The organism is Enterococcus sp. FR204, from assembly GCF_031143325.1.
GTDB lineage: Bacteria > Bacillota > Bacilli > Lactobacillales > Enterococcaceae > Enterococcus_B > Enterococcus_B faecium.
Map to the genome: position 1 here is coordinate 40,481 of NZ_JAKZIW010000010.1, position 23,819 is coordinate 64,299.

Annotated in this window: 24 protein-coding genes; 4 read left to right on the top strand and 20 right to left on the bottom strand. The window is 37.5% G+C overall.

Features of this window, described 5'->3' with window-relative positions:
* Window positions 1-116: 116 nt before the first annotated feature.
* The 4 genes from RG571_RS04275 to RG571_RS04290 all read right to left on the bottom strand — a co-directional run bounded on the left by RG571_RS04275 (window position 117) and on the right by RG571_RS04290 (window position 5,867).
* Window positions 117-2,210 (bottom strand): LTA synthase family protein, encoded by a 2,094-nt coding sequence (locus RG571_RS04275; RefSeq protein ID WP_002339051.1) that lies wholly within the window; start codon window positions 2,208-2,210, stop codon window positions 117-119.
* A gap of 474 nt (window positions 2,211-2,684) precedes the next feature.
* Window positions 2,685-3,308, bottom strand: a complete 624-nt coding sequence (locus tag RG571_RS04280; protein ID WP_002339052.1) for a hypothetical protein — start codon at window positions 3,306-3,308, stop codon at window positions 2,685-2,687.
* Window positions 3,309-3,466: 158 nt separating this feature from the next.
* Window positions 3,467-4,864, bottom strand: a complete 1,398-nt coding sequence (locus tag RG571_RS04285; protein ID WP_002306082.1) for a glycoside hydrolase family 1 protein — start codon at window positions 4,862-4,864, stop codon at window positions 3,467-3,469.
* Window positions 4,865-4,895: 31 nt separating this feature from the next.
* On the bottom strand, window positions 4,896-5,867 hold the full coding sequence (locus RG571_RS04290) for a LacI family DNA-binding transcriptional regulator (protein WP_002299983.1): 972 nt from the start codon (window positions 5,865-5,867) through the stop codon (window positions 4,896-4,898).
* Window positions 5,868-6,240: 373 nt separating this feature from the next.
* On the opposite strand from RG571_RS04290, the gene RG571_RS04295 reads away from it, so the two are divergent.
* The gene (locus RG571_RS04295; RefSeq protein WP_258430308.1) at window positions 6,241-6,666 is read left to right on the top strand and encodes a hypothetical protein; all 426 of its coding nucleotides are present in this window, start codon (window positions 6,241-6,243) and stop codon (window positions 6,664-6,666) included.
* 487 nt (window positions 6,667-7,153) lie between these two features.
* Here RG571_RS04295 and RG571_RS04300 read toward each other — a convergent pair whose 3' ends face one another.
* Genes RG571_RS04300 through RG571_RS04310 form a run of 3 tightly spaced genes read right to left on the bottom strand, consistent with a single transcriptional unit; the run spans window position 7,154 to window position 8,886 of the window.
* Complete coding sequence (locus RG571_RS04300) at window positions 7,154-7,855, bottom strand: deoxynucleoside kinase (RefSeq protein WP_002293834.1); 702 nt, start codon at window positions 7,853-7,855, stop codon at window positions 7,154-7,156.
* 15 nt (window positions 7,856-7,870) lie between these two features.
* Complete coding sequence (locus RG571_RS04305; protein ID WP_002306079.1) at window positions 7,871-8,311, bottom strand: nucleoside 2-deoxyribosyltransferase; 441 nt, start codon at window positions 8,309-8,311, stop codon at window positions 7,871-7,873.
* Window positions 8,311-8,886 (bottom strand): TIGR00730 family Rossman fold protein, encoded by a 576-nt coding sequence (locus RG571_RS04310; RefSeq protein ID WP_002293608.1) that lies wholly within the window; start codon window positions 8,884-8,886, stop codon window positions 8,311-8,313. The genes RG571_RS04305 and RG571_RS04310 overlap by 1 nt, the downstream gene beginning before the upstream one ends.
* Window positions 8,887-9,126: 240 nt before the next feature.
* Here RG571_RS04310 and RG571_RS04315 point away from each other — a divergent pair, with 240 nt between their 5' ends.
* Window positions 9,127-9,336, top strand: a complete 210-nt coding sequence (locus tag RG571_RS04315) for a phenylalanyl-tRNA synthetase subunit beta (RefSeq protein WP_002296192.1) — start codon at window positions 9,127-9,129, stop codon at window positions 9,334-9,336.
* Window positions 9,337-9,733: 397 nt separating this feature from the next.
* On the opposite strand, the gene RG571_RS04320 is transcribed toward RG571_RS04315, so the two are convergent.
* The 5 genes from RG571_RS04320 to RG571_RS04340 all read right to left on the bottom strand — a co-directional run bounded on the left by RG571_RS04320 (window position 9,734) and on the right by RG571_RS04340 (window position 12,822).
* Window positions 9,734-10,831, bottom strand: a complete 1,098-nt coding sequence (locus RG571_RS04320) for a PTS fructose transporter subunit IIC (protein ID WP_002339057.1) — start codon at window positions 10,829-10,831, stop codon at window positions 9,734-9,736.
* A gap of 1 nt (window position 10,832) precedes the next feature.
* Entirely contained in the window at window positions 10,833-11,159 is a 327-nt protein-coding gene (locus RG571_RS04325) for a PTS fructose transporter subunit IIB (RefSeq protein ID WP_002293612.1), read from the bottom strand.
* 12 nt (window positions 11,160-11,171) lie between these two features.
* Window positions 11,172-12,041 (bottom strand): ketose-bisphosphate aldolase, encoded by an 870-nt coding sequence (locus RG571_RS04330; RefSeq protein WP_002339058.1) that lies wholly within the window; start codon window positions 12,039-12,041, stop codon window positions 11,172-11,174.
* Between the two features lie 15 nt (window positions 12,042-12,056).
* Complete coding sequence (locus tag RG571_RS04335) at window positions 12,057-12,506, bottom strand: PTS sugar transporter subunit IIA (RefSeq protein WP_002339059.1); 450 nt, start codon at window positions 12,504-12,506, stop codon at window positions 12,057-12,059.
* A gap of 94 nt (window positions 12,507-12,600) precedes the next feature.
* Window positions 12,601-12,822 carry a CAT RNA binding domain-containing protein gene (locus RG571_RS04340; protein ID WP_016628078.1) on the bottom strand — a complete coding sequence of 74 codons (222 nt, stop codon included), beginning with the start codon at window positions 12,820-12,822 and terminating at the stop codon, window positions 12,601-12,603.
* 1,078 nt (window positions 12,823-13,900) lie between these two features.
* Between RG571_RS04340 and RG571_RS04345 the strand changes: the two genes are divergently transcribed.
* Both RG571_RS04345 and RG571_RS04350 read left to right on the top strand, forming a co-directional pair.
* Window positions 13,901-14,254, top strand: coding sequence for a hypothetical protein (locus tag RG571_RS04345; RefSeq protein ID WP_002306073.1), 354 nt, complete (start codon window positions 13,901-13,903; stop codon window positions 14,252-14,254).
* 484 nt (window positions 14,255-14,738) lie between these two features.
* Window positions 14,739-14,915 (top strand): hypothetical protein, encoded by a 177-nt coding sequence (locus RG571_RS04350; RefSeq protein WP_227413391.1) that lies wholly within the window; start codon window positions 14,739-14,741, stop codon window positions 14,913-14,915.
* Window positions 14,916-15,338: 423 nt separating this feature from the next.
* Here the strand turns inward: RG571_RS04350 and RG571_RS04355 are convergent, their stop codons facing one another.
* The 8 genes from RG571_RS04355 to RG571_RS04390 all read right to left on the bottom strand — a co-directional run bounded on the left by RG571_RS04355 (window position 15,339) and on the right by RG571_RS04390 (window position 23,804).
* Window positions 15,339-15,662, bottom strand: coding sequence for a hypothetical protein (locus tag RG571_RS04355; protein ID WP_086324531.1), 324 nt, complete (start codon window positions 15,660-15,662; stop codon window positions 15,339-15,341).
* A 586-nt stretch (window positions 15,663-16,248) separates the two neighbouring features.
* Window positions 16,249-17,262, bottom strand: a complete 1,014-nt coding sequence (locus RG571_RS04360) for a sugar kinase (RefSeq protein ID WP_002291132.1) — start codon at window positions 17,260-17,262, stop codon at window positions 16,249-16,251.
* Between the two features lie 10 nt (window positions 17,263-17,272).
* Window positions 17,273-18,013, bottom strand: a complete 741-nt coding sequence (locus tag RG571_RS04365; RefSeq protein ID WP_308947777.1) for a KDGP aldolase family protein — start codon at window positions 18,011-18,013, stop codon at window positions 17,273-17,275.
* Between the two features lie 13 nt (window positions 18,014-18,026).
* Entirely contained in the window at window positions 18,027-19,124 is a 1,098-nt protein-coding gene (locus RG571_RS04370) for a DgaE family pyridoxal phosphate-dependent ammonia lyase (RefSeq protein WP_002339063.1), read from the bottom strand.
* Window positions 19,108-20,220 (bottom strand): amidohydrolase/deacetylase family metallohydrolase, encoded by a 1,113-nt coding sequence (locus tag RG571_RS04375; RefSeq protein ID WP_002339064.1) that lies wholly within the window; start codon window positions 20,218-20,220, stop codon window positions 19,108-19,110. Before RG571_RS04375 ends, RG571_RS04370 begins: the two co-directional genes overlap by 17 nt.
* Window positions 20,221-20,228: 8 nt before the next feature.
* Window positions 20,229-21,317 carry a DUF871 domain-containing protein gene (locus RG571_RS04380; RefSeq protein WP_002339065.1) on the bottom strand — a complete coding sequence of 363 codons (1,089 nt, stop codon included), beginning with the start codon at window positions 21,315-21,317 and terminating at the stop codon, window positions 20,229-20,231.
* 25 nt (window positions 21,318-21,342) lie between these two features.
* Entirely contained in the window at window positions 21,343-22,683 is a 1,341-nt protein-coding gene (locus RG571_RS04385; RefSeq protein ID WP_002339066.1) for a PTS sugar transporter subunit IIC, read from the bottom strand.
* A gap of 419 nt (window positions 22,684-23,102) precedes the next feature.
* Entirely contained in the window at window positions 23,103-23,804 is a 702-nt protein-coding gene (locus RG571_RS04390; RefSeq protein ID WP_002339067.1) for a GntR family transcriptional regulator, read from the bottom strand.
* Window positions 23,805-23,819 lie beyond the last annotated feature (15 nt).

Here is a 23,819-nt window from a genome sequence, read left to right on the forward strand (position 1 = left end):
TAGATACGTTAAAAAGGAAAAATACACGAAAAAAATAAAAAAATGTTTTTTTCATAAAAAATACCAACCTTCAAGCATTAGAATGTTGTCTAACTACTGAAGGTTGGTTTGATTGTTTATTGAGTATTTTTTTGCTGCTCCGCATGGGTTCCTGTTACTGGATATAGGTTAGTCGTTGTTTTATTGCCGTTTTTTGAAAAGACACTGGTCGAATGTTCACCTTTTTGCTTTTCGATTGCTTCATTACGTTCCGCTTCGTTTTTATAGTCATATTTTTTCGGATCAATCGTCTCAAATCCGTTTGGCACATAAAACCGCAAGAGATTTTCCTGATTCAGCTTATCTGAAAGACTTAACGCAGTCTTGACTTTTTCCTGATCTTTGGAGATTTCCTCGTCGATTCCTGCTGCTTTCGTATCGATGATTTCTCCTGTCTGATTATTGTAAGCTTTTCCTCCTAGAACGGTGTATTTGGGTGTCACAAAGTTCCCATTTCGAAAAGCAACTACTTGATCATGCTGAGAAGATAATAAGTCTGTACCAAAATGAAGGTAATCTTTATCATCGATTCCCAATAGATGTAGTAATGTCGGCAAAACATCGATTTCTCCACCGTATTCATGATTGACTGTCCCTTTAGTATAACCAGGCATATGGATCATCAATGGCACTCGTTGCATCTGTGCGTTGTCAAATTCATCCCATGTATCTGGATCTTTACCAAGAGCGCTTGCTAAATCTTTATTATCTGTATTCGAGATTCCAAAATGATCCCCGTAAATCACAAAGATTGAATTTTGGTAAATACCAGATTTTTTCAAATACGTAAAAAATTGTTCCAATGATTGATCCAGATAATGTGCCGTTCGAACATAATTATCTACTGTGCTATTGCCAGTATTCAAAGATGGAAAGTCGAAATTCTTGTCATCCGTATAATAAGGCGTGTGGTTGGTTACGGAAAGAAATTTCGTGTAAAACGGCTGTTGTAGATGTTCAAGATATTGGGCAGATTCTCTGAATAAATCTTTATCTAATATCCCATAACCTAACGTTTCGTCGGATTCATCAAAATAAGATCGATCAAAGAAATTGTCATACCCTAAATTTTTATATACATGATCTCTATTCCAGAAACTAGCTACATTCCCATGGAAAACAGCACTTGTGTAGCCTTGTGTTTGTCCAAGGATCGCTGGTGCTGCTTGAAAGACATTATCTGACCCAAGTTCTGTGAATAATGAGCCTTGAGGTAAACCAAATGTGCCAGTTTCCAACATGTTTTCAGCATCACTTGTCTTTCCCTGTCCTACTTCATGAAAGAAATTGTCAAAGCTGATCGTTGCTTGATTCTGGAAAATACTATTTAAAAATGGCGTGACTTCTTGTCCGTCTACCTTCATATTGATCAAAAACTGTTGAAAACTTTCTAAATGAAGGACAATCACATTTTTTCCTTTAGCGAGCCCAAATGTTTCAGGATTTGGCTCTGCGTAATGCTTCTTTGTATAATCTAAAACTTCATCAATTCCATTACTGCTTGCATGCGCGCGAACACTGCTAGTCATTCCTGTTTTGATCCCGTCATAAATAGTGTACGCATCGATTCCTAGATATTTGACAATATAGGAACGGTCAAATGTCCGCTGCAGCAATTGTGGACGGTTGGCTTCGCTCAACGCTAGATTTCCTGAAAAAATCAATCCTGAAAGACAGGTAACAGCGATAGCCATCGGTTTGCTGACAGGGTTGCTTTTGATAGGTATTTTCTTGACCTTCAACCAAAACAGTAGCCCAATGAACACAGCGATATCCAGCCAGTAGATGACATCATGGGGTTTCATCAAAGAAAAGGAGCTTCCTGACAACCCTTGCGACACTTTCGAAAAGCCTAATACAGATTTGACTGTAATGAAATCTGTGAATTCCCGATAAAAAATAATATTCAAGTACAACAAAAGCGTATTTAAAATATCAATGATCAAAAGAATAGCTAACGCTGGCTTTGGCTTTTTAATATACAAAGAAAGGCCAAAAAACAATAAGGTAGTCGCAATTGGGTTGATCCACAAGATAAAGTACTGGATCGTACCTTCCACACCTAATGAAAAATCTGCATAGTAGGCAATGATCGTCTTCAGCCAGAAAAAGAAAACAGCTGTCAAAACGATTGCTAAACGATTTTGGCACAATTTTTTAAGTTGTGTCACGTATATCACTTCTCTCTATTCACATTTTTTCTTATTTTGCTCCTGAAAAATGAAAATTTCCTAAAAAAGTTGTTATCTTAAGATTTTTTTATTCTTTCTAAAGATTATTCCGTCCACTTTTCCCAGCATAAAACCGCTGCGATGTAAGCGATTAAACTAATGAAGAGATAAAAGTCTTGTGGTGACCGCTTCACTCCATGGTATTCAAAAGCCAGTTTCTCGGTATTCGTACAAAAAAAAGAGGCTGTGACAAAATTCTTGTCGCAGCTTCTTATTTCTTGATGCAGGACAGCTTTTTCACAACCTCTCCACTAAACGGTGTTCAATCAGCTGATTTCACAACCTCTGATTCACGGTGTTCCAGAAGTAGCTTCTTCGGAAATAAGCCGAAATTTTACAAAAACTTGAGAAGCACTTTTCGTAAATTTCTTCTTATTTCTTGAAGCTGACCACTTCTGTCACAACCTCTGTTTTTCATTGCCCATAAGTTTGATATTGTCCTTCTGATGACTCATTCGTAATGATTGAGGCTTGATTTTCTTCATTTCCCGTTATCGTTTGCCCACTGCCAGAATCTGAAGGACTTGTTCCTGTCGATTCGTTTTTTTGAGAAGAATCTGTTGTTTTCTTGACTTGTTCATTGGTCTTTTTCCATTCCGCTAAACGATCGGCGACCACTTTTTTGTCTACTTTTTCAGAATAAGCGGTGATCACTTTTCCATTTTTCAAACGGGCTACTTTGTCGCCATCATGAGTCAAAAGCAAAACGGTCAAATGCTTGTCTTTAAATTGATATTGTCTGAGAGAAATCGCACTAAGTACGTCATCGATATTAATAAATTGATTTTCTTCTTTTCCTTTTGGCAAATAGATGTCCAATTCGCCTTTTTCGTAATTGGCAGTTATTTTATACTCCGCCCACCAATAAGTTGAGAATTCTTTTTTGAAATTATCTACTGATTCTTTGCTTGCTACGATTTTTTCTGTTTCTTTCTGAGCAAGATCTGCTGTCATTTTTCCTGAAAATGCTGCGGATAAAATAAGCAGTAAGAAAAAACCGAATAACCAAAAGAGAAGAAACGGTCTTTTTTTCCTCATGCTTTCCTCCACTCCTATTTAATTTTGACTATTCTATTATATACAAAAAATGAAATAGAAAGACAAAAAAGTTGAAAAAGATCGTAAATAATTGAACTTCTTTTTCACAAAATGGTAAGAATGGAGAATTTCACGCATTTGCTCTCAACTATTCTTTCTTAAGCCTCAAATCCGTTTTTATCTGATACGTCTTTGAACCAATGACCCGATTTTTTGATTGTTCTTTTTCCATCTTGTGCTAAGTCTACTGAAATAAAGCCATATCGATTCTTATATGCATTGGTCCACGACCAGTTATCCATACATGTCCACATATGATAGCCTAAACAATTGGCACCTTCTTGAATGGCTTGATGGACATATTTCAGATGAGATTGGACAAATTCGATCCGATAATCATCGTGGATCATGCCATCTTCTTTGATAAATCGTGCTTCGTTTTCTACACCCATACCGTTTTCAGAAATAAAGCAGTCGATATTTCCATAATGATCTCGTACATTGATCAAAATATCATAGATTCCTTGTTCATAGATCTCCCATCCGCGATAAGGATTCATTTTACGACCAGGCATTTCATAATTGTCGAAATAATCCTCAGGCATTGGACCGTTTTTAGTATCGATTGGTGTTTCTTTTGCTTTTACCCGGCGTGGCTGGTAATAATTGATACCTAAAAGATCTACTGTATTTTCTTTGATGACCGTCAAATCCTCTGGATGGATCACAGGCATGAGATCAAGTTCTTTTACTATCTCAATCAATTCACTTGGAAACTCGCCTTTTACAGCTGGATCAAGGAATGAACGATTGAAGAACGCATCTGCTATTTGCGCTGCTTTAACATCTTCAGGGTTTGATTCGTCTCTTGGATAGCTTGGTGTCAGATTCAAGATGATACCAATAACACCACCTTGCTCCATTTCATGGTAAGATTTGATGGCTAACGCTGAAGCCAACGCTTCATGATAGCCAACTTGGATCGCTTTTTTCATATCTGACTCTTCTGGATAATGCCATCGATATAAATAACCTGCTTCGACTGGAACGATTGGTTCATTATGAGTAAACCATTTTTTTACTTTCGAACCAAACAATTCAAAACAACTTTTGGCATATTTTTCATAGGCTTCAACCGTTTCTCGGTTCAACCATCCGCCTTTTTCTTGCAGATACATCGGCATATCGAAATGATACAGATTCACAAAGGGTTCGATACCGTTTTCAATCAACTCATCAAAATAACGATGATAGAAACGAACGGCTTCTTCGTTGATTGTTCCAGATTCATCAGGTATCAAACGGCTCCATTGGATAGATGTTCGAAATGAATTATGCCCAGTCTGTTTCATCAACTGTACATCCTCTTGATACTTCGTATAAACTTGTGAAGTTTTTTCAGGTCCTACTTGGTCAAAGAACTTTTGCGGTTCTTTTTTGTACCAATAATCAAAAATGTTCTCTCCTTTTCCATCACCTGAAATCCTTCCTTCTGTTTGTGGGCCACTTGCTGCAGAACCCCACCAAAAATTTGCTGGAAATTGATATTTTTTCATCAAAGCACCTCTTTTTCTTTTTTAGTTCGTTTTAGTTGATTCCATGTATGATATTTTCCATCACAATCACTTTTTCATTTTCTTCCTCTTCTTTTTTGATTCGTTTCAACAGCTGTTCTGCGGCTTGTTCCCCGATTTTATCTGTTGGTGGTGTAATCGTGATTTTCGGAAGGATGCTCAAATCGTTTTTATCCAAATAATCATAATGACTGAACGCAATGTCCTTCCCGATTCTGATACCTTCTTGATTGAAACATTCGATAGCACCGATCGACATATTATAATTGCTGACAAAAATCGCTGTTACTCCTTTTTCTAATAATTCTTTTGCCCCATAATAGCCACTTTTTCTAGAATAGTCTCCTGTAAAGACCTCTAATTGGATCGATGGATCATTTTGGACCGCTTCTTTGGCTCCTGCTAAACGTTCTCTTGCTACGTAGTCTGTTTGAGTGGCAGCAATAAATCCGATTTTTTTATGTCCTTGTTCACCATGATGAGCGATCACTTTTGCTACACTTTCTCGATCATTCACTAATATTGTATCAATACCTGCTGGTCCTTCTGGACAATTCAATGCGATAACTGGAATACTCATTTTTGTGAGCATTTCAAATCCAGACCACTCTTCTTCGGATAAGAAGACAATCAGCCCATCGATCACATGCTTCATCAGGTATTCAATTTTTTGTTCAATTTTTTCTGGCTGATCGGCAAACCCGCTTAATAATAAGCTATACCCATTTTCTTCAGCTACTCTTTCGATCCCTGAGACAACTTCCGACCCAAAACGGCTGGAAATCCCGTTTATCAAAAGTCCAATAGAGAAGCTTCGATTATTTTTCAACCCTTTAGCAATGATGTTTTCTTTATAGTCCAACGCTGAAATCGCTTCTGCTATTTTTTTCATGTTCTTTTCCTTCAGTTGCTGACCATTCAAGTAACGGGAAACTGTTCCCACTGAAACACCAGCCATCTTAGCCACGTCACGGATCGATGCCATACATTCTCACTCCTGCCAGTTACATTTGATTTCTCTTTCTTGTTGTTCGATTATGATGACCGCATTCTTTGCATAATGCCGCTTGTCATCAATATCCATATAACTAAAGTCTTCAGTAGAGCAACTTCCTCTCACTATTAATTATACTTAAACAAGCATTTGAACCGGTTCATTTTTAATATAGCATTTTTTTAAAAGATTGCAACACTTTTTTAAAACGCTTTCCGAAAATGGCGAATTTTTTGCCTTTTTAAAATTTTATTCTAAAATTTACTCTATTTGTGGGTGTTTTGTGCGTTTTTCTCTTCCATCCGTTTGAAGTTTTACTTTCCAATGGTATAATTTCTTTATCCTATCAAATGGGGGAAGTATTTTGAAGAAATTAATCGTACTATTTATTTTGTCTGCGGGACTTTTGACATTGACTGGCTGTGATTTGTTTGGCGGCTCTGACCAATCCTCGGACGAAACAACCGATTCTTCTGTCTTAAAAGCGGAAAAAGCAGATATCACCAACAGTGTATATACGCTAAAAGTACGTAAAGATATGGATTTATCCGCGGGACAGTTGACATTTACAGATAAAAAAATGGAATGGACACGCACGTATCAGACACAAGGAACTGATTCTTCTGAATCATCTGAAGAAAAAACGGTGCTGACAGACATCAAGATTACTACCAAAGATGACGAATATATTATTTCAGGAAAAGAAAATAAAAAAGAAACAACCATCACATTTACCAAAATCGGTAATTACCGTTTGAAGGATGAGGATGGCAACATCTACAGTCTATAGTGCCGTCTGTTGGATCTTCTTTTGTTTCTCCCCTTCTTTTCTGCTATAGTAAAGAAGCAAGATGATTGTAAAGGAGACGAAATGGATGATCGATAGTCCTGATTATTGTACATGTAATAACAACAAAAATATCCATACAGAATTTAATGACCAAGGAAGCTTGAGCATATGCGACAACTGTCACAAACTAGTCAAAGATTCATTTAAAACATTTGAATCTTATCCTGTTCAAAATTATGTAAAAAGTAGAAGAAGATAAACAAAATCAAGCAAAACTCACTATGGCTGATTTTTATGAACTTCAAACTCAGCTTCTTCCTTTGATCAAGCTTCATCAGTAAAACAAACAGTGGCTCATTTCAGTTCACAAATCAAAGAGTAACGTTTTATTTATTTCACATCTTTGAATATAAAATAACCAAACGATAGAAAGACTTATTCTACATCACGTAGTAATTTTTCTTTCCCGTCGTTTGGTTTTTTATTTTTAGCCTAATTCTTGACCTTTTGCATGCTGGTTATCCGTAAAATATTTTCCAGCAGGCTTTCCTTCCAATTCAGCTAATTTTTCTTGGATCTGACGGATCACCTTTTTTGCATCTTCTGGATTTTCTACAAAATCGAATTTATCCCCATCCACTTGTATTTTAGGACATACATCAAAATCTTCATACCATTGATTATAGCGGGTGTTCAACGTTTCATAATAGGTATATAACGTCTCATCGCTTTCTAGCTGTTCATAGTCACGCCCACGTTTTTTGATACGTTCTAGCATCGTGTCCAAAGAAACTTTGATATGGACCATCAAATCAGGCCGTTTTTTTGGAGCAACATCATCTAACTCGTTTAGCATCGTATCTAATAAGCTATCGTACTGCTGTACTTCGATATCCGTTACCCGACCTAAATCAGCGTTTAGATGGAACAACAGGCTATCTTCATAGATGGATCGGTCTAGCACATTGTCATCGTTCACTAAAGCATTTTTCATTGCTAAAAATCGCTTGTTCAAAAAGAAGATTTGCAATAAAAATGCGTACTGTTCAGGATTTGAATAAAAGAGCGGCAATACTTCGTTATCTTCGACATTTTCATAAAATGGTTTAGAATCAATCTCTTTTGCAAGCATATCCGTCAAACTGCTCTTACCTGCACCAATCGTTCCTGAAATCAAAATCACTGACATACAACCCTTCCTCTTCTATAAGTACTCGCCTACGTAAGTTTCAACAGGCAATGTTTTAAAATCATATTCACGTACAGCTTGGTCTGATTTTAAATACGTATGGAGACTTTGTGTAATCATCAAGTTCGTAGGCACCGTTTCTTCTTGTACAATGATCATCGGTTTTTTCAACATAGTTGCCACACCTAATTCGTAAGCCGTTCCTGGATCGATTGTTTGATGCTCAAAGTCAAGGATAGCAACAACAAATTCTGCATTTGTCAGTTCTTCCATATCTTTTTCGTATACTTCCTGCGCCCATCCAGCGCTGAATAGTTCATAATTGCTTTCTTGGTGATGACGTGGAGAGTAGAAACTTGTGACTGTTTTGTTTTCCTCCAACGCTTTTTCGATACGACTTACTCGATCGATTTGCTCCTCTGAAAAAAATGGTCCTGCTAAATATATTTGACTCATTATTTTGCCTCCTTCAATAATAACTGATTTTTAATAGATACTGCTCGTAATTCATTGACCAGTTCCAATGGATTGTTGGAAAAGATTACTTGATCCAACCATTTTTTATCCATAAAATCCTCTTTTGCAAAAGTTTCTAATAATTGTTGCAAGCCGCTGTAATAACCGCCAATATTCAATATTCCGATTGGCTTGTCAGGCGTCAGACCGATTGCTATCCAAGAAAGAAGTTGTGAGAATTCCTCCAATGTACCTAGACCTCCAGGGAAAACGAGGACAGCATCTCCCTTTTCAAATAATAATACCTTTCTTTCATCGATCGTTTCTGTAGGAATAAATGTAGTAACATCTTTTCCAGGCAATTCAGTTTCAAAAAGCCCATTCGGATAGATACCTGTGACTTTTCCGTTATTTTCCAGTACTGTTTTACTAATCACTCCCATAATCCCGGAGTATGAACCACCGTAAACCAGTTCTATTTCTTCTTGTGCCATGTATTTTCCTAACGTTTGCGCAATAAATTTGTAACTTTCTTTATTGCCAAAACGGGAACCGCAAAAAACAGTAAGTTTCATAAAAAAACACTCCCTAACTCAAAAGTCTATCTTCATTCTACACGTGTTTTTTTAAAATAAAAGACTAGATTTTGTATTTTTTTAGTGGTATATAGGATAGACACCACTATATATAGTATTTAGGAAAAAATCATTTTTCAGCTATTTTATAGATAAAACAAAAATAAATAACACGTTTTCATTGATATGAAATGACTTACTTATAGAAGATACTGGGATTTCGTCCTATATGCCAATAACGTGTATTATTTTAAACAACAAATACTTGTTTCTTTTATTAACGAAAAAATCATTTTGTTCTCGTGTTATGTTTCACTGATAAATGATGTTTCTCTAAATAAAAAAGCCGACGAACTAAACGATCAAAATTTGATCATTTTTGTTCATCAGCTTCTCCTAAAAATCTTTTTGTTAACGATAAATAGCTGGATTTGTAAAAATATCACTTGAATCGTCACTGCTGGAAGAAAATTCAGTGATAACCGCACCTGTTGCGCCTGCCTGGAACTAGTGTTTGATATTGGGCTCGATCGTGTACTGATCTCTAGCATGAAGAATAATTTCTTTTTTTACTGTATAATAACTTTCTTTCCTTTTTGGAATAGTACAGGAAAGTTTTTTTGTTTCCTTTCCTTCGACATAAGGTATACCAGACCTTTTCGACAACGAAAGATTCTCATTTTTCCTTCATCGTCATTTCAAGGAGGGTGCCGATGCTCTGGACAGTTTCGATCGCTCCTAAACCAAAATCTGTATATTCGATTCTTTCTAACTCTGATTCTTTCATACCATTCCTGCCTCAAGGTACATCTATTGTACTTTTTTCTTGTAATCCATTCTGCCTCTCCTAACTAATTGTCAAATCATCCCAAGATATGTCTTCTTCCTCTTTTTCTTCTTGGATGATTTCTGCATTCGGATCTACTGGTTTTTTCAATAATAAAATGGTTATTCCTGTGACAAAAGAACCAGCTAACAATGCACCAATGAATGCCCATGGTCTGGTCATCGTAGCGACTGCAAACATTCCCGATGCCGGAATACGGCTATCTGCGCCCCAAAGCATGCTTAATCCGCCACCTACTGCCCCACCGACTCCCGTTGCTATGACATTGCGTGCCAAGTCGTTCAATACGATAGGGAAACATCCCTCTGTGATCTGACAGATCCCCATAGGAAAAGCGGTCTTCAATGTATCGATTTCTTGACGATTGAATATATTTTTACGAATGATTTTCCCTAAGAAATAAGCGATCGTCAAGCCGAATGGGGTTACCATCGAAGCTAAAATCAATACAGTGATTGGTTCATAGATTCCTTCTGAAAACAAAGCAAAAACAAAAGCAAATACTACTTTGTTGATTGCTCCACCGTAATCGATTGATGATAATACTCCAATTACTGCACCATATAAAAATAACGAAGAAGTATCTAAATTACTTAGATAACCTGTAACCATCTCTGTAATCCAATTAATAGGTGTCCCTATCACGTAATACATGACCAATCCTCCAATGAAAGAACTGAGAAATGGTAAAACCAGAGTCGGCATTAGACCATCCATCCATTTAGGTACTTTGATTCCTGCCGTTAGTCCAATAACAACTAATCCAGATAAATATCCGCCAACCATTCCACCTAAAAATCCCGCTCCAATCCCACTAGCGGTCATCCCAGTAATCAAACCAGGGGCAATACCAGGCTTATCTGCTATTGAATAAGAAATGGCACAGGAAACAATCATTGGTAATAAACCTAAACCATATCCTCCCATCGTTGTCATCGTATCTGCAAAAGAAAACCCATCTGTGAATGATTCAATAGTGACTCCATCCATCATATTCCCGATAGCTAGCAAGAATCCGGAAGCGACGACGATAGGTAAAAAGAAAGAGATCGCCGTCATTAAATGTTTTTTGAAGCCTATTGATTTCAGTATCTCCATCTTATTCCCCTTCCATTCTTTCATTCAGCATCTCTTCTAATTTTTCGATCAGCTTTCTCGGAGATTTGACAACTAAACTAGTTGGTACCTCGACTACTTTTTTTCCACGAAAACGCTCTTTTCCGTTTACCTTGATATCTGCTGCAATAAGCACGACATCTGCAGCAGCAATGCACTTTTGCTCTAGTGGCTCTTGTGTTCCAGCAAGACCTTGTGTCTCAATCCAGATTTCATGTCCAAGGCTCTCTGCTGCTTGAAGCAGTTTTTCCTTTGCGATATACGTGTGTGCAATCCCCGCGGTACAAGCTGCGATTCCTACGATTTTCATTTTGTTGCCCCCTCACATATAGTATTTTGCTTTGCCATCTGATTGGAATAAATAAATTTTATCTAAAGCAACCTGTTTTGCAGCTTCCATACAAGGCGGAAACAGCATATTCGGTTCACGTATCTCTAAATCTCCTGAGTTCAAGATATCTCGGAGTTTTTCTGCGAATGCCATTTTGATATCACTGGAAATATTGATTTTATTTATTCCTAATTCTACTGCCTGACGAATCTCCTCATCTGGATTGTTTGATCCTCCATGAAGGACTAAAGGAATAGTAGTCAATGATCGAATCGATTCTAAAATATCGAAGCGAAGCTTGGGTTTGAGTTCTTTAGGATAGATCCCGTGGGCTGTTCCAATAGCGATCGCTAAACTGTCGATTCCGGTCTCCTCAATGAATGCTTGTGCTGTTAACGGATCCGTATAAATAATCTCGCTGACACCGCCTTCTACAGTATTACCTGTGTCTCCGATCGTCCCCAGCTCGGCCTCTACAGAAATACCAACAGCGTGAGCAGCTTCTACTATTTTTTTAGATAACATGACATTTGTTTCATACGATTGATGGGATGCATCGATCATAACAGAAGTAAAACCTAAGCGGATGGCATGAATAATTTGTTTGAATTCATCACCATGGTCTAAATGGATACATACGGGAATATCTGTCTGCTCAGCTGCATATTTCACTTGAGCGATGAAACTGTCTGCCAAAAATTTCAGTTCTTCTGGATGGATTGCAATCATAACAGGAGATTCTGCTTCTTCACAAGCTTCTATCACTGCGTTCAATAATTGCCCAGAACCTGCATTAAAGGCAGGAACGGCAAAGCTTCTCTCTTTCGCTACGGCTAGTATTTCTTTTCCTGTTACTAACATAAGTCATCATTCCTCCTAGTCATTTTGTGTCAATAATATATATAATTCCTCGATTGAAGCAGCTTTTTTCAGTTCTTTGATAAACCTCTCTCTTGCCAAAAGTACGGCAATCTTTTGCAAAAGCTGAAGATGCCCTTTATTTTTGTCACCTTCTTGTACAGCAAATAAAATCACGATTTCTACAGGACGATCATCTAATGTTTCCCATGGAATCGGATCAGCTAAAGTAGCAGCTGCGATCACTGTCTGCCGGACACTTGGTGATTTACCATGAGGGATAGCAATTCCTTGTCCGATTCCTGTTGCTCCTTCTGCTTCTCTTTGATAGACATCATCCAAGAAACTTTCTGTATCAGTTATTACGCCTTTATCTGTCATACGTTTTGTTAATTCTTTTAAGATTTGGCGTTTCGTTTGTGCTTTTGACTGAATGATCAGCAACTCTTCATAAATGACTTGAGTCAATTCCAGCGGTATTTCCTCCCTTCAAAAAAACAGGCTTGACGCATTCCGCTGAAGCGAAATGGGTCAAGCCTGTTGAACAGTGACTCCCCGATTTTTAAATTTTTTGATAGACACTTTCCACATCTCTTTCATTGATTGGATCCCCGATCTTGCGTCCAAAGCCTATTCCTTTTTTGATCAACACCCACTCCCCTTCCTCTGATTTCGCAATGATAGCATTGTGATTCAAAATAGCGATCACTTGCATCGGTTGCTCCTCTCCTTTCAGCGATAGAAAACAGCCAAATAAAATCTGCTTCCATAATAAGATACGCAAAGGCTAGTTCCTTTGACGAAAAAACATCTTTTTACACTGACCGATTCTGCTGACTGTAGCTCTATTAAAAGCACAAGAGATCTTCTAACAGAGCAGTTTTATCTTCAGGTGTATGTTCAGACAAAAAAGGTATTGAACACAAACGTCCAATACCTTTTGCTCAGCAAATAAAACGCATACATTTTGTTAAAATTTCTCCTCTAAAGGGTAGATTTCTCCTTTTAGATTCGATACAATAAACAAGGTTGATGTATTTACATTGACTATGGCAAACTTGGACGGTCACGTGTGATGACTTTTCAAGGTCTCTGCTTCTAGCTGCCACTAGAAGCAGAGGTGCCTTTTTTTATTTGGCTGTGTCTATCTGCCATTTATGATACTGATAGCGCCATCAGTAGTCAAGAAAAAACGAAAAAATACGAAAATGTGTACTGTTTTTCGGTCAGGTTTTTGTAAAAACAATATTTCTTATTCTTTTACGATCCATTCACGAAATACACTTGTTTCTAGTGCCCCTTCTCTTTTTTTCTTTCTTCTAACAGTCTCAAGATGAGAGGTACGGCATTTCATTCATCCAAAACTTCTGGTGATCATACTTTTTTAGCCAATCCTTTTCCTGATTCTTGGCTACACCTTAAGTCAAAGCGCTACTGATAAGGACCTGCTTTTTTTGCTACATAACAATTTTTCTCCTCTTAAGCAAATCTTATGCAAACACCGTAAACAAGGAAAAGTGTCGTGTGTTTAGCCATTTTGTTAGCTCCCCTCACAGTTTATAAAAAATTTATTCGCAAGAAACTTCAAGAGATACGTCTTAAGCTCCCTAAAGCTACTATTGTTAATGAAATTATAGAATTAGTGATTTATAGCTAGTCAGTACTCAACTCAGTATGTTGAAAAAGTATACTGGTATACGAACCACTTGATTATTTCCAAGAGTGGTCTATGATTAGGTTAAACGAACAGATAATGATCTTCTCTGCTAACTGAAGATAACTATCAAGTTCAAGAGTATTAAAGTATATACTACATTACTTATATTATATAGACACAATAAAAGTATTAAGGAGTGAAAGGTATGAAAAAGCTGGTATGGATTTATTCGGTAAACACAAGAGGGGGAATTCTTAAGAGTAGCGGAGCCGGTATGATCTGGAGTAGATCAAAGAAGCTTCAGGAACAATTACGTATAAAAGTTGAACCCGAATGGGACCTTTCAATCATTAGCTACGATATTACTACTGATATTCCCCAAGCTGATTTGATTATGTACAATGAAATGGATCAAGCTTATATGAATGATGAGATCAAAAAAAATGGGCTTTCCATCCCTTATCAGGATTTAGCAACAGCTGACGTAGATAGCATTTTCGATAAGATAGAAGCCTTTTCGAAATATAATCATTACAAATTGAATGATCCTGTGTTATAGATCTTTGAGTTTATTACCACCATAGCAAACAGCTATTAATTTTTAGGGAATATTTGCTACGTTACTAAAAAACGATTATTACCAAACTACTATTTAACAATCCTTATGTAAGTTATATTGACCAGATCCATATACTTATTTGAAAAGGAATATTGTTAGATACGGATTTTCTTTTTGAAAAATATAAAGAAAAAATACACTGCGTGAAAAAAGAAAAAAACCATTAACTACATTAAAAGAAATGGTAGATGTAAATGAGATCCCTATTTCCAAAATCTATAAAGATCATCTTGAAATGTTAAAAACCAATGTTGTTAACTCGATTTATGTTCGAAAAGAAAAAACAATAGAATTTCACCTATTTTATGTAGAAAACAACTCAAAAAGCAAAATATATTGTCAGTCATATGCAAAAAATCCAATCACACTCCCTAGGTTAAAGAAAGGAACAATTTATATTATATTCGAAGCGTCACTGGGGATCATGGAAACAAATTGCAGTTTATTAGCTATTGACTTTAGAATCCAACAAGGAATCGAACAGGAACATTTAGATAATAGAGATATTTATTTTTTAGATTATGTTTCAACTTTGAAAATCGACATCTCTTTGAATCATACAGAAGACCGTAGTTCTGCTTGCAGTGTTCTCCTTTCATAATGGATGGAGGTTGTGACAGAAGTGGGTAGCTTCAAGAAATAAGAAGGAATTTACGAAAATTGCTTTTCAAATTTTTGTGAAATTTCGGCTTATTTTTCGAAGAAGTTACTTCTGGAACACCGTGTATCAGAGGTTGTGAAAAAGCTGCCCTGCATCAAGTAATAAGAACAGCCAAACAAAAATAGTTCCTCATATTTTACGTTTGGTTGAGCTTATTACCGCAGATGCAAGCTTTTGAACTCCGTTTATTCGGAAAAAGGAACTGCGACAAGACTTTTGTCACAGTTCCCTCTTAGCGTCATACTTTACGTTTATCTTTAAATTGATTTCTTTAGATTACATACGCTATATATCTACATGGTTGAGTTTTGTATGCTCTTATTAATAAATGATTTACAATTTTTGGAGACTTAAAAGCTTACTTTATATAAAGTAAGGCAATATAGTTGCTACTAGCAAAATAATATAGAGAAACAGTCCAAACAGATTTCTAGGATTGATAGTATACCCAAATCCCAGGCCCTTTTCAACGAATACCTCATGTTTTTTCGAAGGTTCTACGTTTATGAAACTAACAATAAGAATCCCTAATACAACAATAAATGAAATCAGCGGAAGAAAATCAAATTGGCTGTTTTTGAATATTGTATGTCTTAGAACTAGCATAATGAATACAATAACAACCAAAATACCTACTAAAAGATCATTTGCTTTCATTCCTTTGAGTTTCTTTTTTTTATTTTTCATTTTTTCTCCTCTTTTAATTAAGAATTTTATATCTTACATGGATTGTTTCAAATGGTTTTCTATTCAAAAAGGGAATTTTAACACTTTCAATGATTTCATCATAGTTCTCTGCGTTTATTTGATGGCAGACTTAAATCTCCCCGTAAGATATGTGTGTTGATAAGTATATTCTAAGCTTACGATACTTTAAATCATTCCATTTATCCACCTCGATAATTTTTATAGTCCTCATTGTAACTATCAAACATTAATTACCCATAAATTTTGTTTAAGTTTACAAATAAGTTGGTTTGTTATCTGTATCGGTGTATATCAAAAATCTAACAGGGGGAAATTTGACTTTTTCCTATTTTAGTAAGATAGTATCAAACCTTCTCGAGTGTTTTCTTAGAATCTTCCAGCATACCTAGTGTAAAATTTTATGGTTACGGACCTCATGTGTCATGTCTCTTTTTCTGTACTCTTCGTTATATGATTTTTTATTTGCAAAGACTCAAATAAAAGAAAAAACCCATGACCAAAATTCGTCATGAGCTTTTTTGATACTCGATGTAAGATAGTTTTTCACCTTGTCTGATTGGTATACTTAACGGATCAAGTCTGTTTCAGGATCATTCAGCAGACGCTCGACTTGTACTCTTGTCGTTAACGGAACATCTCCTTGGATCGAATGAGCTAATCGAGCATTTCCTAAGGCAAAATAAACGGTCTTCTGTAAGGACCACTTCTCAGAGAAACCGAGTAAGATTCCAGCAGCAAATGCATCTCCTGCCCCGATTCGATCAAGTACATCCAAGGGATAAACTGTTGTTTTCTCTGCTTCTTGTTGTGTGATCAAGTAACCACTTAACTGTTTTCTTCCATCCACACTTTCTCGCCTCGTCCCAGCAAACCACTGGATATCGTAGTGATTCATAAAGGACTGGATATAAGAAATAGGATCATGTTCGTTTTCTACATTGTCTGTTTCCTCCCACTGCACCAGTTCTGTCAGATCTCTAACTGAGCCAAACAAGATGTCGCAATAAGGTAACATTGAATGATAACGCTTCTTCATCTGTTCTTTTTTTCCATCTTCTTGATTCAAACTAGGACGATAATTGAAATCAAAACAAACTTTTTTCCCTGCTTTATGTGCTTGTTCTGCTAACTGGATAGCTGTTTCAGCCGTCTCATCAGATAAGCTTAAACTGATCCCGCAGATATGGATCAAATCGATCTCATCAATAAATGCTGCACAGTCGTAATCCTCTATTACAGATAAACCAAATGAGCTATGTTTTCGGTTTTGATAAGTGACTTCTGTCGGACGGACACCATACCCCATTTCTGCAAAATAAGTCCCGATGTGTTGATATTGATGGATCACATACTTCGTTTGGATACCTAGTCCGTTCAAATTAGTGAGTGCTGCTTTTCCTAGACGATTGTCTGGCAGAGCCGTCAGTAAATAACTTTCAACACCAAAATGGGCAAGGTTCCCTACTAGATTTACGCCAGTCCCTGTGTAAGCCATGCGTAAGGTATGGGTTTGTTCCAGCATCAAATGTTCTGGAGGCGTGAGTCGCAGCATGACTTCCCCAAATGCACCAATTTTCATTCTTCTCACCTTATTCCACGATTTTTTTCATCAATTGCAACAGTTGGCGTACCTCTTCTGGGCGTGTATTACCTGTATCCTTGTCGATAATTGCACTATATACATGAGGGATGACCTTTTTCACTCCTGCGTCTATTGCGATCCGTACGATTTCTTCCACATTATCAAGGTCGATTCCACCAGTTGGCTCTAAATAAAAATCATTGGCAGCACAAGCTTCTGCTAAGGATTTATATTCTTTGATATGAGCAAGTCCCTTCATAGGAAAATATTTGATTGAGCTGCCGCCCATATCTTTCAACAATCGAATAGCTGTTTCAAGTGTCACGACTCCTGCAGGTCCTTGTGAACTTAAAGGACCAGTTGCGATGTTTACGTACCCTTCTTTACCCGCGGGAGAAACCAAACCGTTGATGACCGTTTCTGTCTGTTTCAATACTGCTCTGGAAGCTCCTACTCCTGTAAATACTTGATTGACATGCTGAGGCTGCAATACTTCGGCTAAACGAGTGACCATCTGGCTCTGGTTTGGGTCTCCCGCGCCTAGACCGATGGACAAGGCGTTATTTGTTGCTTGCTGGTATTTTTTCATTTCTGCAATAGCTGTTTCGTCGTCAGAAAAGTTCTTTGAAAGTACACCTAAAACGATATGGCCTTCTGCTGCCTCATAGCATTCTTTTGCGTTTTCTACAGAATTTGCTAACACATTTAGACATATCTTATCTTTTAAATAATTGGGACTTAATCTCATTCCTTTTTCTCTCCTAGTTCTTCAAGATTTCTTTTAAGCGATCGATGATTTTCTCCATCTCCTGTTGATTGACGGAACGGATATCAAATTCAATGATGCCGTTGTTTGCCTGGTATTCTCTTGTATAGATGGCAGGATTTTTTTCTTTCAATGCTTTAATCACTTGTTTAGCTGATTGATCTCCTGAAACTTTCACACTTGCTCGATAGATTTCTCGACCTGCGCTATCTTGAACGATTTTAGCTTCCAAATGATCGATCTGATTGAGTTGTTCGATGAACGGTTGTAGTCTTTCTTTCATTGTAAGGCCAGACTCACTGCCTTTATTCAAATAGTCTTCCACTGCTTGGACAAAACCGAAAATATTTTCCTTTCCGATTTTCATGGAACGTCCGATTCCTTTTGATTGCATCCGAACCCATGAAACATAAGTTTTTTTTCCAATCACCATTCCGGCGCTTGGTCCTTCGATCGCTTTTGCCCCTGAATAAATAACTAGATCAGCGCCCAACTGCACATATTTTTTCAGATCTTCTTCTGCCGCAGCATCAACGATTAACGGAAGCTGGTGCTTTTTGGCAATCTGTGCTGCCTCTGACACGTCAAGCATACTTTTTTGTACCGTGTGATGGCTTTTTATATAGAGAATCCCTGCTGTTTCTTCTGTGATCATCATTTCGATCTGTTCCGGCGTACACATATTAGCGTAACCTGCTTCGACTACCTGACCGCCTCCTTGCTGTACCATGATTTCCACAGCCGTGCCGTAATCTACATTGTGTCCTTTTGGCAAAATGATTTGTCGTTTTTTGATGGATTCTGCATAAGGATGATAAAGGGGATATAGTTCTCCTTTACCTATAACAGCAGCTACCGATTGAGCGATTCCTGCAGATGCGGATGAAACGATCTGGACATCTTCTACTTCTAACAAATCGGCTAAATATTTTCCTGTTTGAATACTTAATTCTTCCATCTCAAAAAAATGCTGGCCGCCAAAACGTTGCGCGTCAAGAACTGTCTCTGAGAGGGTCGAGACTCCTAGAATCGTCATTCTTCCTGAAGCATTGATTACTTTTTTCAGCTGAAATTTCTCATGATTCGCATGCATAACTTTTTCCTCCGATAATCGTTTGTACTGGTTTGATTTGCTGATTTGACTGTCTTTTCTCTCCATTGGAATCGATTAGTTCCTTAGATTGTTCGATCAATTCAAAAACAGTAAAATCAGCGTCAAAGCCTTCTTTGATTTGTCCCTTCGTCTTCAAGTGAAAATTCTGTGCTGGAACTTCCGTCACCTTTTCGATGATTTCTTCCCACGTATATCCGACAAGCCGCAATTTTTCCATTGTTGTGGCCAAATCGTAGACTGGACCGTTTTTACGATTACGAATATAGATGTCTGTGCTGATCGTATCTGCTTTTATCCCTTGGTGATAGGCGGTTTCTGCAACTTGGAAATTAAAACTATCCGTCCCGTGTCCAATATCGAAGATGATTCCTCGATTTTTTGCTTCTACAGCTATTTGTTTGATTTTTTTCGTTTCCTGTTCCAAGATCCCGTTTGTTTTTCCATTGAAACAATGAGTCATAATATCTCCTGATTCCAGTAAAGCTAAAATATCCAACAAATTTGGCGGAGCAGAACCGATATGAACCATCAAAGGAAGCTGATGGTTTTCTTTTTGTATCCTTTTTGCTAGCTGTAGCGGAGTGATGCCGTTTTGACCCACTACGCTCTTGCTCATCCGTGCTTTGAGACCAATAATGAAATCCGGCATTTCCTTGATTTTTTGCTTTACCATATCAGCTTGGATCTTGTTTAGGTCTGCTAGTTCATCTTGTGCAATGATTCCCCATTTTGAGATATTCAAAAGCGCATAGACATTTGTTTTTGCCTGTTTGGCATGTTCATAAAAATCAGCAATGTTTTCTGTCCCAGTCGTCCCCGCATCGATGACTGTTGCCACACCTTTATTCACGCCAATTTGATCTGGATAATCATAATACAGGGTCATTTCTTCAAAACAATGAACATGATCGTCGATCCAACCAGCCGACAAATATTGCTGAGGGGTCAAGCTGATTTTCTGACGAGCTTTTTTTGTGATGAGAGGTGCAATTTCGCAGATCTTTCCTTTGGTTATCCCGATATCGAAGGTCATCCCGTTAAGCTTTCTTGCATTTTTAATGACTAAATCATACATAATCATTCCTACTTTTCTATAAATTTGAATTTAGACCATGGATGAATGAATGGCAGCAAGATCAATTCTTCTTGAATAATATGCCCTACTTTATTCTTTCGTGGATCACTGTGGGGCTCTAAAACGATTTGCAGCTCGTTTTTATATTTGCCAAAACGGTCATTTCCAACGACAACATCTCCTACGACAAATTCAAACTCGGTATCATGTGCTTTGTTTTCATATTTTTGATATTTTTTTCGAACTTCCGTTGATCGTATCACTTGATCTGTGATGTCCCCTCGACGAACATGCTGCTCTTCCAATACGATTTGCCGTTCCACCTCATTTATATTTGCAACAAACTCGACCCTAAAAACAGTCTGGTAACGATCCAAATGCCCTAATGACTTCAATTCTTCTTCACTTGCGTATGCGTTTCCAATAATTATATCATCAATTAGATTTGTGGCAAACAAATGCTTAGCTGCTGTTTCTACAGAGAAATGGCGATGCATTTCTAAAGTAGGCAGTCCATCATTGATATCCCATGGTCCGATTGTACCTGATTGTGAGGTAATGAAGGCTGCCGTTCGAATACCGTTTTTTTTGAATCGTTCACTACTAGATTGGAAAAAATGATACGGTAAACCGGTTCCTTCTTGCGGATAAAAATTGTGACAGCCATATAGAAAAGATGTATTCGCCTGATGTGTCAAGATATTTTCTAGATAAGCGACATCGTTACTCATATTCAACTCGATGGCCAATTGATAAGGATTAAAAGTCAAAAGTGCTTCTTTTTTTCCATCAAATCCTAAGTCTAAACGAATACCATCTGCTCCTAATTTATGGAAGAATCCTAAATCGTCATAAGAAATATTCAGTTGTTCAAAAATAGCGGGCGAAACATCTAATATCGTTTCAAATCCTCTCTTTTTTGCAAAAAAGATCAATTGCTGGAATTTTTTCTGAACAACTTTCGGATCTTCCGAGATTTCAAGCATACTCATAAAAATCCTGCTGAATCCGTATTGATGGGCTGTTTCGATATACTCACGATCTTTTTGAAGATCACTGTGGTCTGGATAAAGGGAAATGCCTAATGAACGTTTCATGATTTGTTCTCTTCTTTCTTTTCAATTATAGTCGTTCTTCGGTGACGCCATCTGTCAGAGTGAGATCTGCTTGCTCTTTCGCTTGCTCCTCTGCTTCTCTGGCTAATTGCTGTTTTTCAAACACTTTGAAGAATGGATAATAAATAGCCAAAGTAATCAAGAAATTACCAATAACCAATAATCCTGCTGCAATACTCCAGTTCGTGCTCATCCAAGCAGCAATCGGCGCAGGCATCGCAAATGGCAGACGCGCAACCATCATTGGCACGACACCACTGACAGTGAGAATATAAGACAGAGTCGTCGTCACAAGAGGTGCAAGAATAAATGGAATTCCTAAAACTGGGTTCATCACTACTGGTGCACCAAAAATCATTGGTTCATTAATATTGAACAAACCCGGCAGAATGGACAAACGTCCTAAGCTTTTTAAATACTTGGATTTAGAAAACATGAATAAGACGACTAACGCAAGAGTGGTTCCTGCTCCGCCAATCCAAACGAACCATTGTAGAAATTGTTCAGTGAAAATATTCGGCATGGCGTTAGCACTTGTCCCTGCATTAAACGCATCAATATTTTCAGCAATCGAAATATCCCAAAACGGACGAATAACCGGACCCATGATCGCTGGGCCATGGATTCCTAATACCCAGAAGAAACAAATCAGGAAGACAGTCAAAAGACCGCCAAACAAGCTGTTACCCGCTAATACACCTTTTAAAGGCATAAGTAGTTGACTCAAGAATCCATTTAAATCGAACCCAAGCATATGGCGGATGATCCAAAAGAAAATCAAGATAACTGCTCCTGGTATCAATGCCACAAAAGAATTTGTTACTTCCGGCGGTACACCATCTGGCATTCTGATGGTTATTTTTTTCTCAATAAAAAACCGGTAAATTTCTACTGAAATAATTGCTGTCACGATAGCTCCAAATAATGAGCCCGATCCTAGATTAGCAATGTTAATGTAACGTCCGGCTGTGACTTCCCCCATATCTTCTAAAATACGTGTAGGAGGAGCTGCTACGATCAGAAAAGACATTAATGCCAAGATACCTGCTGTTAGGGAATCGAGTCGATAGCTTTTCGCCAAAGAAGAAGCTATCCCAAATGTCGCATAAAGAGCAAGGATACCAACAGTATAGCGAAAAGGAATATCTAATATCTCACGGTATGGCTCAATGACTGCTGCAATCGATTCAATTGGGATGTTCAGTAAAATTGTAAAAAATGATCCTACGATTGTCAGTGGCATAGTGGCAATGATTCCTTTTCTAATGGCAGTCATATGTCGCTGAGTACCAATACGATTGGCTACGGGCATGATTTTTTGTTCGATAATTCCTATAAATTTATCCATCTTCTTTCTCCTTTTATAACATTATAATGTTTACAAGTGAATAGTAACACACTTCTCCGTGAATTGTAAACGCTTTTCTAACAATCTCTCCTTCTTTTGCTGTTTTCTTTTTAGAAAGAAAAGGAGATATGACAAAAGTCGTGCCACACCCCCTTATCCAGAATAAATGGTAATCCAGAAACAGCCGTGTATCTGCGGTAATAAGTCCAACCAATTCAAAAACATGAATAGCTGTTTTTTGAAATTGTTCCTTGTGACTCGGAGCTGAAGGGCAAGCTCACGACCTCTTGGTAAACGGTGTTCAAAAGCTTACATCTGCGGTAATAAGCCTAACCAAACGAAAAATATGAGAAGCTATTTTTGTTTGGCTGTTCTTAGTACTTGATGCAGGGCAGCTTTTTCACAACCTCTTTTTTTATTTATGTTTCATAATCAATATGGTAAGGATGCAGATCCGTATGGTAGACCGCCTCCGAATATTCAATCATTTCCCCAATTTGCGTAGACGATTTCCGTATCCGTTTGATGCCGATCTGTGCGTCTGTTTTCAGAATTCCTTGTTCTTCTTCTGTTAAAAATACTGCCGAGAAATCATCAGAAAATGAGTCAATAGTATATCCTTTTTTCGTCAGCAAACGATACAAAGATTCTTTGCCAAATTCTTCTCTGCTGAATTGCATCATTTCTTGTGGAAGATAATGGACAAAATAAATATAAGGCTGATTGTTCAAATAATATAAGCGCTTAAAACAAACAGCTTGCTCACCGAAAAAGGAAAACAAAGGATCTTCCTTCTTTATATGGACCAATTGCAAATCCAGCGTTTCTTTCCGGACTTCATATCGGGAGTTCTCCAAGATTTGCGTAAAGCTTGCCGCTTTGGATAATCGATTGTAAGGACGATTGCTTAGAACCGTCGTCCCACGACCACTTTTCTTTTCGACATATTCATCTGATGCCAGCAGTTCGATTGCCTTTCGGACAGTGATTTTGCTGACTTGAAACAGTTCTTCTAATTCACTTTCTGTCGGCAACATCGAACCGACTGGATATTTTCCTGAGAAAATATCTTCTTTAATTTTATCTGCGACTTCCAAGTATAGTACACGTGTCCTTTTCATAACGTCACCCTTTGC

Bases quoted from the DNA above. Each gene is read 5' to 3' on its own strand.
- RG571_RS04280 (WP_002339052.1), bottom strand. From the start codon at position 3,308: ATGAGGAAAAAAAGACCGTTTCTTCTCTTTTGGTTATTCGGTTTTTTC.
- RG571_RS04285 (WP_002306082.1), bottom strand. From the start codon at position 4,864: ATGAAAAAATATCAATTTCCAGCAAATTTTTGGTGGGGTTCTGCAGCA.
- RG571_RS04290 (WP_002299983.1), bottom strand. From the start codon at position 5,867: ATGGCATCGATCCGTGACGTGGCTAAGATGGCTGGTGTTTCAGTGGGA.
- RG571_RS04300 (WP_002293834.1), bottom strand. From the start codon at position 7,855: ATGTCAGTGATTTTGATTTCAGGAACGATTGGTGCAGGTAAGAGCAGT.
- RG571_RS04305 (WP_002306079.1), bottom strand. From the start codon at position 8,311: ATGAGTCAAATATATTTAGCAGGACCATTTTTTTCAGAGGAGCAAATC.
- RG571_RS04310 (WP_002293608.1), bottom strand. From the start codon at position 8,886: ATGAAACTTACTGTTTTTTGCGGTTCCCGTTTTGGCAATAAAGAAAGT.
- RG571_RS04320 (WP_002339057.1), bottom strand. From the start codon at position 10,831: ATGGAGATACTGAAATCAATAGGCTTCAAAAAACATTTAATGACGGCG.
- RG571_RS04325 (WP_002293612.1), bottom strand. From the start codon at position 11,159: ATGAAAATCGTAGGAATCGCAGCTTGTACCGCGGGGATTGCACACACG.
- RG571_RS04330 (WP_002339058.1), bottom strand. From the start codon at position 12,041: ATGTTAGTAACAGGAAAAGAAATACTAGCCGTAGCGAAAGAGAGAAGC.
- RG571_RS04345 (WP_002306073.1), top strand. From the start codon at position 13,901: ATGAAAAAGCTGGTATGGATTTATTCGGTAAACACAAGAGGGGGAATT.
- RG571_RS04350 (WP_227413391.1), top strand. From the start codon at position 14,739: ATGGAAACAAATTGCAGTTTATTAGCTATTGACTTTAGAATCCAACAA.
- RG571_RS04355 (WP_086324531.1), bottom strand. From the start codon at position 15,662: ATGAAAAATAAAAAAAAGAAACTCAAAGGAATGAAAGCAAATGATCTT.
- RG571_RS04360 (WP_002291132.1), bottom strand. From the start codon at position 17,262: ATGAAAATTGGTGCATTTGGGGAAGTCATGCTGCGACTCACGCCTCCA.
- RG571_RS04365 (WP_308947777.1), bottom strand. From the start codon at position 18,013: ATGAGATTAAGTCCCAATTATTTAAAAGATAAGATATGTCTAAATGTG.
- RG571_RS04370 (WP_002339063.1), bottom strand. From the start codon at position 19,124: ATGCATGCGAATCATGAGAAATTTCAGCTGAAAAAAGTAATCAATGCT.
- RG571_RS04375 (WP_002339064.1), bottom strand. From the start codon at position 20,220: ATGTATGATTTAGTCATTAAAAATGCAAGAAAGCTTAACGGGATGACC.
- RG571_RS04380 (WP_002339065.1), bottom strand. From the start codon at position 21,317: ATGAAACGTTCATTAGGCATTTCCCTTTATCCAGACCACAGTGATCTT.
- RG571_RS04385 (WP_002339066.1), bottom strand. From the start codon at position 22,683: ATGGATAAATTTATAGGAATTATCGAACAAAAAATCATGCCCGTAGCC.
- RG571_RS04390 (WP_002339067.1), bottom strand. From the start codon at position 23,804: ATGAAAAGGACACGTGTACTATACTTGGAAGTCGCAGATAAAATTAAA.